We start from the raw sequence: 13,488 nt of genomic DNA, 5'->3' as shown, positions 1-13,488 counted from the left end.
AGATATAGCACCAAGCAAAATAGTTCAATATTTAAAAGGAAGATCATCAAAGCTAATACAGGATGAATTTCCAGAATTGAAGAAGAGGTACTGGGGGCAACATATATGGGCAAGAGGATACTTTTGTGCTACAGTTGGAACGGTTACAGAAGAGACCATAAGAAATTATATTGAGAATCAAGAGAACAGGAAAGACATAAACGAAGTATTTAAAATAGAAGAGTAACGGGGAAGAAGCTTTAGTTTGCTTTAGCAAATATCTTTAGACGGCTTCAGCCGTAATCGCGACTTTCAGTCGCCATCTAAATCCCTGTACTTCAGTGCAGGGTTGTTTAATTAACTAATACAAAGAGTTAATTTAAATACATTACATAGCGTGATAGGAAATCATTTCTTGTCACGTTTTATTTCTTTTGTTGACAAAAAAACTGCATCCTTTATTGTTGAGTATATATAAATAAATTTTTAAAGGATTTTTTAAGAAAAAGTAGAAAAGTAAAGAGATATGTCTATAATTTAAATATTAGTTTGAGGGGAGGATTAGTATGGAAATGAATAGAGAAAATGCTTTTAATCTGCTTAATGAATATGTGGATTCTGATAGTTTGTTGAAACATTGCTTAGCAGTTGAAGCATCCATGATAGGCTATGCTAAAAAATTTGGACAAGATGTAGAAACCTGGGCTTCCTGTGGACTTTTACATGATATTGATTTTGAAAAATATCCAGATGAGCATCCCCTTAGGGGAGCAGAAATATTAAAGGATAAAGGCTACCCTGAAGATTTTATAATGGCTGTAAAGGGGCATGCTGATTATACGAATACACCAAGGGAAACCCAGATGGCAAAGACTTTATACGCTGTAGATGAACTTTCAAGCTTTGTCATTGCTTGTGCTCTTGTGCGTCCCAATAAATTTGAAGGCTTAAAGGTAAAATCAGTTAAGAAAAAGCTTAAGGATAAGGCATTTGCAAAGGCAGTAGACAGGGAGCAAATTAAAAGGAGCGCAGAGGAGCTTGGAGTAGATCTCACAGAGCATATTCAGACAGTTATAGATTCATTGATTCAAAGAGAAGATGAATTAAGCCAAATTGGAATGAGTTTAATAAAATAACACTAATAATCTAAGGCTATGTATATCCGTAGCCTTAGATTATTTTACAAATTATTCCTCTGATATTTTTAATAATTAATTGTTGCATTTTAGTTAAAAATATATTTTTAATAATTAATTGTTGCATTTTAGTTAAAAATATATTTTAATATATCTATTGTAAGAAAAATATTAAATATTTCAATTGGATATATTAGGAGGATGTGACAAATTTGAAATTATTAGATCAGAATAAGGCACCTTTATTTGAAGCTATGAAGGAATACCATAATAAAAATATTATCCCCTTTGATGTTCCAGGTCATAAACATGGTGTAGGGATAAAAGAAATGACGGATTATTTTGGCGCTATCATGTTTGAATTAGATGTAAATGCTATGAAATGCCTTGATAATATATGTAATCCTATTGGAGTAATAAAGGAAGCAGAAGAGCTTGCAGCTATGGCATATGGAGCTAAGCATGCCTTTTTTCTAGTTAATGGAACTACCTCTGGAGTGCAGACAATGATCATGAGTGTTTGTGAACCAGGGGATAAAATAATTCTTCCTCGAAATGCCCATAAATCAGCCACCACGTCCTTAATATTAAGTGGTGCTATTCCTGTGTACATTCAACCTGAGATAAATGAAGAACTTGGAATGGCAATGGGAGTAAGCCTTGATGAAATAAGAAAAGCAGTGGCAGAGCATCCCGATGCCAAGGCTATATTTTTGATAAATCCAACTTATTATGGCATGACATCGGATATAAAAACAATTGTTCGAATAGCACATGATAATGGCATGGCTGTACTTGTTGATGAAGCCCATGGAGCTCATATGAAATTTCATGATGAATTACCTCTAGAAGCAATGGATATAGGAGCAGATATGTGCGCTGTTAGCACCCATAAGACAGGGGGGTCACTGACACAAAGCTCTATATTATTGTTGAATGAAGGATTTATTGATTCTAAAAGGGTAAAAACTACTCTTAACCTTACACAGACAACAAGTGCGTCATATTTACTTATGGCGAGTATAGATGTTGCGAGAAAGCAGCTTGCTACAGTAGGATATGAGATGCTTCAAAAGGCATTGAATTTATCAAGATGGGCCAGAACTGAAATAAATAAAATACCAGGACTATATGCCTTTGGAAAAGAACTTATAGGAACCTCAGGAGTTTTTAATTTTGATGAGACAAAATTAGGTGTAAATGTAAAAAAACTAGGATTAACAGGGTTTGAAGTATATGATACATTAAGGGATGAGTACAATATTCAGCTTGAGCTTGGAGACATGTATAATATACTTGCTATTGTGAGTCTAGGAGACACTGAGGAGTCTATAGAAGCATTAGTGTCTGCCTTAAGGGATATAGCAGTTAAATATAAAAGAGAAAAACATATTATTGGTAATAAAGGTATTTTAAAAAATCCAGAGGTAATAATTTCTCCTAGAGACGCTTATTATAGCAGAAAGAAATTAATAAGATTTGAAGATGCAGAGGGAGAAATTAGTGGGGAATCAATTATGGCTTATCCACCTGGAATTCCTGTTGTTACACCTGGAGAACGTATAAGTAGGGAAATGATAGAATATATCATAAAATTAAAGGAAGAACACAGTCTTCTTCAAGGAACAGAGGACCCATATGTTGAATATATTAAAGTATTAGGAGGTTAAAAAAGCGTCCAAAGGACGCTTCAGTTTTTCTTTAAAGCTAATAAGGAAAAATCTAATATTTAGAACTTGGAACATGCAACTTGAAACTTGCAACTAACAACGGCGACCAGGCACTGTTGTTTATCTACTCCTCCGTTGCTGCTACCTCATATTGTTTTTGAAGATATTCCAAATCCAGTTTTTCATTACGTGGACTATAATGAGTATGAAGAATTTTATGGGATATTTTTCCTAAAGGCTCTCCTAGGAATTCTTCATATAGTTTTCTAATAGCAGGATTTTCATGGGATTTTCTAAGCTTCATATTTTTATCAATATCATATATACCTTCTATTCGTTTTTCTTTAACCTCCGTAGTAGAACCTATTGGTTGACCGCCTCCGCCTATGCAACCACCAGGGCAGCACATTACTTCAATGAATGTATAATCACACTTACCTTGTTTTATAAGCTCCAATACTTTTCTAGCATTACTAAGTCCATGGGCTACAGCTACCTTAATAGGCGTGCCATTGAGATCTACCTCGGCTTCTTTAATTCCTTCTATACCTCTAACTTCAGTAAAATCAAGGCTTTCCAACTCATTATCTGTTACCACTTCATAGACAGTTCTAAGGGCTGCTTCCATAACTCCACCTGTAGCACCAAAAATAACTGCAGCACCAGTGGTAATTCCGAATGGGTCATCAAAGTCCTCCTCATTAATATTAGCAAAATCAATACTAGCTGATTTTATCATTCTAGCAAGTTCTCTTGTTGTAAGAACTGCATCTACATCTCTATACCCGTAGGAAGACATTTCCTTCCTTTCTGCTTCATATTTCTTAGCTGTACATGGCATTATGGATACTGTAAAAATTTGGGACGGATCAATATTCATTTTTTCTGCATAGTAGGTTTTTGAAAGTGCACCGAACATTTGCTGTGGAGATTTACAAGTAGATATATGGTCTAACAGATCAGGATAAAAGCCTTCGATATAATTTATCCAACCAGGGCTGCAGGATGTAATCATTGGAAGAGTACCACCGTTTTTTATCCTATCAATTAGTTCATGACCTTCTTCCATAATGGTAAGGTCTGCAGTAAAATTAGTATCAAATACTTTATCAAAACCTAGCCTTCTTAAAGCGGCAATAACCTTTCCGGTTACCTTTGTACCAGGATCAAAGCCGAATTCTTCACCAATACTTACTCTAACTGCTGGAGCTATTTGAACGATAACATGAAGATTTTCATCATAAAGAGCATGCCAAATCTTTTCGGTATCATCCTTTTCATATATTGCTCCAACTGGACAGACAGAGGTACATTGACCACAGAAAACACATAGGGTATTCATGAGCTTTTTTTCAAATGCGGGAGTTATACAATAGTCAACTGATCTATGGGCATGACTTAGTACTCCAACGCCTTGAACTTCTTGGCAGACTTCAATACATCTATTGCATTTTATACATTTTCTATGATCTCGAATAATAGCTGGACTGGATTCGTCAACTTCTAAAGAATCTATCTCATCTTCCAGATTACTTTTTGATATATGGAACATTTCACAAAGTTTTTGAAGTTCGCATTTACCATTTCTAATACATTTTAAACAGTCTTGAGGATGGTTGGCTAAAATTAATTCGAGTACTCCTCTTTGGGTGTCTCTAACTAATTTTGAATGAGTGATTACATTCATACCATCTTTAACAGGAGTTGAACATGCAGTAACTAATTTGTCAGGACCAACCTGAACTAAGCATATCCTACAATTAGCTTTAACTTGTTGATCTGGATGGTTACAAAGTGTAGGTATGTTTATACTGACCTTCTTTGCGGCTTCTAATATAGTTGTACCTTCAGGTACGGTAATTTCCTTATTATCTATAATTAAAGTGCAACTTTTCATAATTATCCTCCTTAAATTATAAAAACGTTTTCCTAAGCCTTAAATTAATCGTGCTACAAAATAAAAATTAAACATATCCTTAACTTGTTTTTCTTACGGTTTTAATGTGTTGATAAAATTCTATCGGAAAATGTTTTATTGCTGAAAGTAGTGCAGTGGGAGCAGTTTTACCTAATCCGCAAAAGGAAGCATATTTCATTACATTGGCAAATTTTTCTATGGTTTTTAAGTCTTCAATACTGGCTTCATCATTAACAAATCTATTGATAATCTTGGTTATCTGCCTATTACCTTCTCTACAAGGCGTACACTTTCCACAACTTTCATGTAGGAAAAAGTCTTGAACTGATTTTAGAAAATCAACTACTTTGTTTGTTTCATCTGCTACCAATATAGCTCCTGAGCCTATATTTATACCGTTAGCATTTAATTCATTATAACAGTACTTTAAATCTATCATGCTGGCAGGAACAATAGGACCTGAGGCGCCTCCAAGCTGAAGGAATTTAAGAGCATTACCATTTTTTACTCCACCGCCAATATCGTAAATGATTTCTTTTAAAGTAATCCCAAATGGGACTTCATATGCACCAGGTTTATTAATATTTCCGCAGAGACTTATTAATTTTGTTCCTTTACTATTTTTGGTTCCATATTTGGCATACTCTTCTCCTCCAATTTCTAAGATTGTAGCTACCGCTGCTAAGGTCTCAATATTATTTGCTAAGGTAGGTAGATCATAAAGTCCCTTTTCACTTGTTCTAGCAAGCTTAAGCCTAGGTCTTCCGCTTTTACCTTCGATAGATTCTATCAATGCAGTGCTTTCTCCACAAACATATGCACCTGCTCCAGAGAAAACAGTTATATCAAAGTTAAAGCCAGTATTTAGAATGTTTTGACCTAAATAGTTATTTTCTTTTGTAAGCTGGATAGCTTTTTTAAACTTATCATGAAGATATTTATATTCTTCTCTTATATATATAAAGCCTTCATTTGCATTAAAAGTTATACCTGCAATTGTCATTCCTTCAATAACCTTGAAGGGGTCATATTCAAGTAGATATCTGTCTTTAAAGGTGGCTGGTTCACCTTCATCAGCATTACAGATAATAATTTTTCTGTCACCTGGTACCTTAGTAGCTTGTTCCCATTTTTTACCTGTAGGAAATGCAGCCCCGCCTCTACCTTTAAGGTCACTAATTTTTAGCTCATTAATAATGCCTTTAGGACCTAAATCAAATGCTTTTTTAAGAGCACTAAATCCTCCTAATTTAATGTATTCATCGATTGACTCCACATTATATTTTTTAAAATTTTTAGAAATAACTTTTACAGTTCTATCCATGATTAAACCTCCTGTAATTATTAATTATTTCAATTATTTTATCTTCGGTTAAGTTTCCATAAACCCTATTGTCGATTCTAAAGGCTGGTGAGATATCACAAGCTCCGAAGCATGCTGTATATTCTAGACTAAATAATCCATCATCACTTATTTCCCCCATTTTTATGCCAAGTTCTCGTTCAAGAATATCTCTAACTGTTTGATATTTATTTAACCTGCATACTGCACTTTTACAAAGTTGGATAACATGTAGGCCTTTAGGTTTGTCAGATAGGGATGAAAAAAAGGAAATCACATCATAAACTTTACTGGTAGGAGTGTTGAGTTTTAAAGCAATGTACTTGGCAACTTCTTCTGGAATATAATGATTTGGGATAAGTGATTGGGTTTCCTGTAGGATTGGTAGTAGATTATGATTGTCAAAATCATATTTTTCTAATATGCTGTCAATATCCTTTATCAAGTTTTTATTACCTATATTTTTTTCCATATGCTTATGGCGCCCCCTTTTTAAAAATATATTGGAAACAATATAAATTTTTATAATTATATAATAATAAAAAATATAAAAAATTTAAAGAATAATCAAAAAATTAACGCTTAAGTTTATGCTATAAAATTGTAAAATAGCTAATCATAAGACTTTGTTGAAATAATTACATTTGCAAAAAAGAATAATTATGAATCATACTGACAACTATAATATTAAACAATAATTGACTTAAGGTATAAAAATTTATTGTGAAAGCTATTAATAACGTAAAACCTAAGGATTTGAAAATATATTTCAAAATTTAGAATATTTAAAAAAATGCAATGAAAATTAAATTTAATTGCATATATTGGAAATAAAAAAATAAAAAAAGACATATTATATTTCACAAAAATAATTACAAAAATATCAATATTTTATAAAAATTTTAAGAAGGTGAAATTTCTATGAGAAAAATGACAATTCGTTCACAAGATAGCTATATAGAAATTAATAGTGAAGATATTAAGAATATTATAGAAACCTTTGATGGTGTTAGTGAAGTGAGAAATATAAGCGATTCTACTGGTAAAAATATAATGGGATTTAATGTGATACTTAGTAATGATTATATTGAAGATTTACTTAAAAATCAAATAGAAGATATAGACTATCCTTTAGATGAAGAAGGTGAAACAATTCTATTTGAACAGTCAGAATATATAAGTGATGCTTTGATAGATAATATTAGGGAGTTTTTAGAAAGAAGGTATAATATTGATGATTTTCATGGTGCATATGATATATATAAAGTAAGTTTAGAAGAAGGAATAGGACTAACATTGACTCTATCTTTTGGACAGGTTAAGAATGAAAGGTGTTATAAATTAGCAAGTAGTATAAATGATAGAAATATACAATCATAATAGGGTGTTAGCTAATTGGCTAAAAAAGCTGTATTTGATTTAATAAATATATTTGTTCTTTTTTAACAGACATATTAATCAATTAACTGCTAATTATAATAAATAGATATATAATTTGTTGCTTTATAAATTGTATATTGAAGCCTTAAATTGGATTTAAGGAGGTAGATTTTTAATGGACAAAATCCGTGAAGGTATAATCCCTGCCGTTCTTGGAACAGCCGTTACTACAACAGGAGCCCTTATGGCAAGAAATTCTAGAGGTAGATCTGATAAGATTGCATGGGGAATAATGGGATTAGGTTTAGCCCATATAGTGTTAGGTACAATAGATATAGTGCAACATAAAAATGAGTAAGGGAGAATTCCCTTACTTTATTCTTTGCTAAAAAACTCAAACTTTTTTGCAGGAAATCATATAGCTAAAACATAGTGCTAGAACAAAAGTTGAAACTATCACCAGTAAAATATTGGTATAGATTGTTTTTTTTAAAACTTATTAGAAAGACCCTAATACTTGTAACTTAGAACATGGAACTTGCAACTATCTATACACTCCTCTATACTTAGGGCTTAAAAGCTCAGCTATTTTTTTCATCGAATATTCACAGGCATACTCTGTCCATATAGCCCTATTGTCCTGTTCTTTTTCAGGCAGATTAAAGGGCTTGCCAAATATTACTCTGACCCTTGAGTGATTAAATTTTTCCTTTCCCATGTCTTCATTATTGATAGGTAATAATTTTTCAGTACCCTCAAGCCCTATAGGAACTAACTGAGCCTTAGACATTTTTGCTAATAGTACAAAGCCTTTCTTTGCCCTAATCATTGACCCCAATCTGCTTCTAGTTCCTTCTGGGAAAATAAATATTGAACCCTTATTTTTTAGATGGTTTATAGCTTGTTTTATAGCTTTTTTATCAGCTGAATTTGGTGTTATCTGTATAGTATTTACGGTTTCAAGAACCAAATTTGTTACAAGATTTTTACTTAGCTTGACACCTGCCATAAAGGCTATATCATTATTTTTTAGAAGTTTATTTAGAACAACTCCATCAACATTACTAAGATGGTTTCCAATATAAATAGTTGGAATATCTTTTCTTTGCTCAATTATTTCTCCATTTATGACCTCGATTTCAGCATATTTTTCTAAAAATTTATCTATTAGTTTTTGAGTTAAACCGACTCTTATATTTTTAGGTAATATTCTGGCAGTTTTTGAAAAAGCATTAAGAATTAGATTCATTATTTAAGCTGGTAAAAACCAGTGCCTCCTCCCTAGCTAAAAGATAGTATATTTATCATTAACTATTATATCATTAGTATGGTCGATTTGTATTTTTAGTTAGCATAAAAGAAAATTAAGATTTTTCCATAAAAATTTATGTATACCTAATAACCAAGTATAATGAATGTAAGCATGAATAATCACATAAAATCCCATAGCTTTATGTAAATTTTTCTATTATTTTCATATCAGCCAGAGATGCCGATTTAGACCGTATATTGGGATAAAAAATGGAAAGCCATGATTATCTTGCCAAGCATTTTTATGTAGGAATCAAGTATTGAGATTTAGATTTATCAACTATTTATAAATAATTACATGTTAATAATAACTATAATACACTAAAAAATAATTCAAATTAACTAAAAAATATAGAAAATTTAGTAAATTAGATATATAATATTGTTAAAGACTATCCAAAAAATAATTTACAACGAAATATTAGGCTTTGTTTTTGTAGGAGCAGGAGAGGAAGTGAATGATGGATAGATATGATTATCTTATACTTATGGAGCTTCAGGATAATGGAAGAATAAGCACCGCTGAGTTAGGACGAAAAATAGGTCTTTCAACTACAGCAACTAAAGAAAGAATAAAAAAAATGGAACAGGAGGGGATAATAAAAGGATATGCAGCCATAATAGACGGGGATAAGGTAGGAATGGATATAACAGCATTTATATCTGTTCCAGTGGGAAATATGAACATACATGAAACCGCAAAGTTTTTATCTGAAATGCCTGAAGTTTTAGAATGTCATAAGGTAACTGGTGACACATGCTATTTAATAAAGGTTAAAGCAAGAAATACAAAAAGATTAGAACAATTGATAGATAGGATCAACAGTATAGCTAGAAATACCTATACATATCTAACGCTGTCAACAACAAAAGAGACGATTAAGATTAACCTTGAGGAAAAGGATTTCAAAAAATGATGGTTTGGAGGTATAAATATGTTTAAGGATTTATGTGATTTTAGAAATTTTGTCATAGATAATGAAATAAAGTTTATAGATTTTAAGGTTATCGACTTAGCTGGAAGATGGCATCATCTTACTATAACAGCTTCAAGATTTTCTGAGAAAATCTTAGAAAATGGTATAGGCTTTGATGGTTCTAGCTATGGATTTTTAACAGTAGAAAAATCAGATATGGTTTTTAAGCCTGATTTAAGCAGTGCTTTTTTAGATCCCTTCAGTGAAGTACCCACATTAACAATGATAGGAAATATTTATGCATTAGGAGATAAAACCCAAAGATTTGAAGGAGATCCAAGATATGTTGCTGAAAAAGCTGAAAAATATATGAAGAAGACTGGAATTGCGGATAAAGCTTTATTTGGACCAGAACTGGAATTTTATATATTAGATCATATATCCTATGTAAATTCATCAAACCATATGGAAGTATATTTAGATTCTGAGCAGGCTGAATGGAATACAGGGAAAAGGGATATTAAAAATTTAGGATTTAAAGTACATCACAAAGAGGGATATCATGTAGACATACCCTATGATGTTAATTTCGACTTGAGAAATAGTATAGTGCTTAAGCTGGAAGAGCATGGTGTTCCTGTGAAATATCATCATCCTGAGGTTGGAGGACCTGGACAGCTTGAGATAGAGCTTAGCTTTGGAGGTTTAGTTGAAATGGCTGATAGGACCATGCTTACCAAGTATATCATAAAGAATGAAGCTGTTAGACATGGCAAAACTGTAACCTTAATGCCTAAGCCATTTCTAGGAGAAGCTGGTAGTGGAATGCATGTACATCTTCAATTATTTAAGAATGAAGAGCCTATTTTTTATGATGAGCATGGATATTCAGCATTGAGTAGAACAGCTCTTTATGCTATAGGAGGTATACTTAAACATTCTCCAGCTCTTATGGCATTTACCAATCCCAGTACAAATTCCTATAAAAGACTTGTCCCAGGATATGAAGCCCCAGTAAGTATTTGCTTTGCAACTTCAAATAGAAGCTCAGTAATAAGGATACCAGGTTATGCAAATAAGCCCGAAGCTAAGAGATTTGAATTTAGACCTTCCGATGCAACCTGTAATCCATACTTAGCTTATTCAGCCCTACTTATGGCAATGATTGATGGAATAAAGAATGAAATAGATCCAGTAAAGGAAGGTTATGGACCATATGATGTAAATATTTTTGATTTATCTGATGAAGAAAGGGTTAAGATAAAGGGATTACCAAAATCTCTAGAGGAAGCAGCAGATGCTTTAGAAAAGGACTATGAATTTTTACTTGCAGATGGGGTATTTTCTCTAGGAATAATAAAGGATCAGATAAAAAGGATGAGACAAGATGCTTCTAGAGTAAATATGACTCCCCATCCTTTAGAATATGAGATGTACTTTGATTTATAAAAATAGGATAGTTGAGATTAATATTGGAAGAGGTTAATACCTCTTCCATTTTAGTTGGGCTATCTTTAATAAAAAAATTCAATAACTTACTGTTCGAGTTCCTTATTTTTATAATTTTAGATAAAAGATGAAAACAAATGAAATTTATAGGAAATAACAAAAAATAATCATTGTAATTAAATTGAAAATATACTACTTTTTAAAATTAAATGAAAAATGTTAAAAAAAAATAAAAAAATATTGACTTAGGAAAAAAATGGTAGTATTATTAAAATTAATAGAAGATATTTGAACGGTTTGTTTAGTAACTTTAAAAAAATATAATATAGCTTACTTATTTCTTTTTACTACTAATGTAAGGGGGGTGATTCCAATGTACAAGTATATTAACCTGAAACTCAGTATGCTCTGATATTAAAAAACAAGGAGGAGAGAAAATGGTAAATATGTGTAAAGGTAAAAAGATAGCTTTAATTACATTATGTACTATTATCTTTTTAAGTGTAAGCATATATGGATTTGCAAGTGATGATAAAATTAAAACTGATAAACCTAAAGCAAAAGTTAAAATGCAAAAAATGGAGAAAATCTTTGATAAAGATAAGGACAAGCTTTTTGAAAACTTATCTGAAAAAATGAATAAAGCGAAAGATGACGAGGAGATTTCAGTTATAGTTGTGTTTGAAGAAAAGATGAATAAGGTAAGAAATAATGATATGAAAATGTTATTAGGAAGCTATAAAATTAAGCATGAATATAAAAATATTCCTGCTGTGGCTATGAAATTAAATAAAGGACAAATCAATAAATTATCAAAGCTTGATATAGTAAATCATATAGAATACGATGAGGAAGTTAAAGCATTTAATGACACTGCTAATTATTGGTTTGGAACGGAAAAAGCAAGAAACGATTTTGGTTTAGATGGAGATAGAGATGGTAATATAAACAGTTACTCAAAGGATGATGTAGTAGTTGCAGTTATAGATACTGGAATAGATGGAAATCATGTAGATTTAGACGATGGAAAAATAATTGGATGGAAAGATTATGTAAATAATCAAATTACTCCCTATGATGATCAAGGACATGGTACCCATGTATCTGGAATCATTGCTGGGACAGGAGAAGGTAATTCAGATTATGAAGGTGTTGCTAAAGGTGCTGCTCTTGTAGGACTTAAAGTTCTTAACAATCAAGGTAGTGGTTCAATGAGTGATGTAACTGCTGCTATAGATTGGTGTATTACTAACAAAGACGTATATGGAATAGATATAATTAATATGAGTCTTGGAACAAGTGGAAGTTCTGACGGTACTGATTCTACATCATTAGCAGTAAATAATGCTGTTAATAATGGTATTGTTGTAGTAGTAGCTGCTGGGAATTCTGGACCATCTAAATATACAATAGGTTCACCAGGTGCGGCTGATAAAGCTATAACAGTAGCGGCAATGGCAGATGTAGGCGAAAATGGATTTAACCTTACTGATTTTTCAAGCAGAGGACCTACAGCAGACGGGAGAATCAAACCAGATATAGCATCTCCAGGATATAATATAACTGCTCCAAAAGCAAATTCTTCAGCTAGTTATATAGTCCATAGTGGTACTAGTATGGCTACTCCTTTTACAGCTGGAACCATAGCTTTGATGTTAGATGCTAATCCTAATTTGAATCCTCTTCAAATAAAGAACACAATAACTTCTACTGCTGAGGATTGGGGAGTTAATGGTAATGATATCGAATATGGCTATGGTAGATTAGACGGATATGAGGCTATTAAACAAGCAGGTGGATTTAGTGGTAGCAATATAGCCGTTCCTAATCATATGTACGGAACTGATAGCTTATCAGCATCAAAGAAAGCAGATATTTGGGAATTTACAGTAAACGACACCAATTATCCCATAGCAATTACGCTTGTAATAACTAATTGGCAAAGTAGTGGTTGGAGTTCAACACCTGATTTTGATGTTTATCTGTATGATTCAAATGGAAATCGTTTAGCATCTTCAACGGGCGTAGCAAGACAAGAAAATATTAACTTTACTCCTACAAGTACAGGCACTTACAAAATTGAAGTATATTCATATTCAGACAGTGGAAATTATTTATTTGATTTGAGTGTAGGAGGCAATAATCTAACATTAGTACAAAATCAATAAAGATAGTAATTTATGAATTTTCCTTTACAAAATAAATAGAAGTTAGTATTAATCCCCCTTGGTTTTAGAATCAAGGGGGTTAAACTTATATCTTCTTGTTATAAATAATATAAAGCTTACTATAAAGGCTTAGAAATTATAGCCTATATCTAATTCTAAGAATATACCATGGATATTTATACATATCAAAATGTCCAGAGCTTTTAAGGATTTTTGAT

The 13,488-nt window shown here is 32.0% G+C and carries 12 protein-coding genes; 8 read left to right on the top strand and 4 right to left on the bottom strand.

Annotated elements, in window-relative coordinates; translation table 11 throughout:
• From tnpA to BUB36_RS13740, 3 genes are all read left to right on the top strand, one after another.
• Positions 1-226: IS200/IS605 family transposase (tnpA, locus tag BUB36_RS13750; RefSeq protein WP_131821278.1), on the top strand; the 226-nt coding region annotated here is incomplete at its 5' end.
• Positions 227-545: 319 nt separating this feature from the next.
• Positions 546-1,115, top strand: a complete 570-nt coding sequence (locus BUB36_RS13745; protein WP_073151377.1) for an HDIG domain-containing metalloprotein — start codon at positions 546-548, stop codon at positions 1,113-1,115.
• Positions 1,116-1,327: 212 nt separating this feature from the next.
• Positions 1,328-2,785 (top strand): aminotransferase class I/II-fold pyridoxal phosphate-dependent enzyme, encoded by a 1,458-nt coding sequence (locus BUB36_RS13740; protein WP_278247843.1) that lies wholly within the window; start codon positions 1,328-1,330, stop codon positions 2,783-2,785.
• A 124-nt stretch (positions 2,786-2,909) separates the two neighbouring features.
• On the opposite strand, the gene BUB36_RS13735 is transcribed toward BUB36_RS13740, so the two are convergent.
• The 3 genes from BUB36_RS13735 to BUB36_RS13725 form a co-directional block, all read right to left on the bottom strand.
• Positions 2,910-4,682, bottom strand: coding sequence for an NADH-dependent [FeFe] hydrogenase, group A6 (locus BUB36_RS13735; protein ID WP_073151374.1), 1,773 nt, complete (start codon positions 4,680-4,682; stop codon positions 2,910-2,912).
• 79 nt (positions 4,683-4,761) lie between these two features.
• Complete coding sequence (locus tag BUB36_RS13730; RefSeq protein WP_073151371.1) at positions 4,762-6,027, bottom strand: complex I 51 kDa subunit family protein; 1,266 nt, start codon at positions 6,025-6,027, stop codon at positions 4,762-4,764.
• Positions 6,020-6,517: an NADH-quinone oxidoreductase subunit NuoE family protein gene (locus BUB36_RS13725; protein ID WP_073151368.1), complete on the bottom strand. Its 498-nt coding sequence runs from the start codon at positions 6,515-6,517 to the stop codon at positions 6,020-6,022. Before BUB36_RS13725 ends, BUB36_RS13730 begins: the two co-directional genes overlap by 8 nt.
• Before the next feature lie 449 nt (positions 6,518-6,966).
• Between BUB36_RS13725 and BUB36_RS13720 the strand changes: the two genes are divergently transcribed.
• Both BUB36_RS13720 and BUB36_RS13715 read left to right on the top strand, forming a co-directional pair.
• A complete protein-coding gene (locus tag BUB36_RS13720; RefSeq protein WP_073151365.1) occupies positions 6,967-7,425 on the top strand; it encodes a hypothetical protein in 459 nt (152 codons plus the stop codon).
• Between the two features lie 175 nt (positions 7,426-7,600).
• Positions 7,601-7,783 (top strand): asparagine synthase, encoded by a 183-nt coding sequence (locus tag BUB36_RS13715; RefSeq protein WP_073151363.1) that lies wholly within the window; start codon positions 7,601-7,603, stop codon positions 7,781-7,783.
• A gap of 186 nt (positions 7,784-7,969) precedes the next feature.
• On the opposite strand, the gene BUB36_RS13710 is transcribed toward BUB36_RS13715, so the two are convergent.
• On the bottom strand, positions 7,970-8,674 hold the full coding sequence (locus tag BUB36_RS13710; protein ID WP_073151361.1) for a lysophospholipid acyltransferase family protein: 705 nt from the start codon (positions 8,672-8,674) through the stop codon (positions 7,970-7,972).
• Positions 8,675-9,194: 520 nt separating this feature from the next.
• Between BUB36_RS13710 and BUB36_RS13705 the strand changes: the two genes are divergently transcribed.
• The 3 genes from BUB36_RS13705 (at position 9,195) to BUB36_RS13695 (ending at position 13,270) form a co-directional block, all read left to right on the top strand.
• Positions 9,195-9,653: an Lrp/AsnC family transcriptional regulator gene (locus BUB36_RS13705; protein WP_084112048.1), complete on the top strand. Its 459-nt coding sequence runs from the start codon at positions 9,195-9,197 to the stop codon at positions 9,651-9,653.
• An 18-nt stretch (positions 9,654-9,671) separates the two neighbouring features.
• Positions 9,672-11,102, top strand: coding sequence for a type I glutamate--ammonia ligase (gene glnA, locus BUB36_RS13700; RefSeq protein WP_073151360.1), 1,431 nt, complete (start codon positions 9,672-9,674; stop codon positions 11,100-11,102).
• A gap of 437 nt (positions 11,103-11,539) precedes the next feature.
• Positions 11,540-13,270, top strand: coding sequence for a S8 family serine peptidase (locus BUB36_RS13695; RefSeq protein ID WP_242655839.1), 1,731 nt, complete (start codon positions 11,540-11,542; stop codon positions 13,268-13,270).
• The last annotated feature ends 218 nt before the right edge of the window (positions 13,271-13,488 follow it).

The organism is Paramaledivibacter caminithermalis DSM 15212 (genome assembly GCF_900142245.1).
In the GTDB taxonomy this organism is placed as follows: domain Bacteria; phylum Bacillota; class Clostridia; order Peptostreptococcales; family Caminicellaceae; genus Paramaledivibacter; species Paramaledivibacter caminithermalis.
The sequence above is the reverse complement of the archived record's forward strand: the minus strand, read 5'-3'. Positions and strand labels throughout refer to the sequence as shown.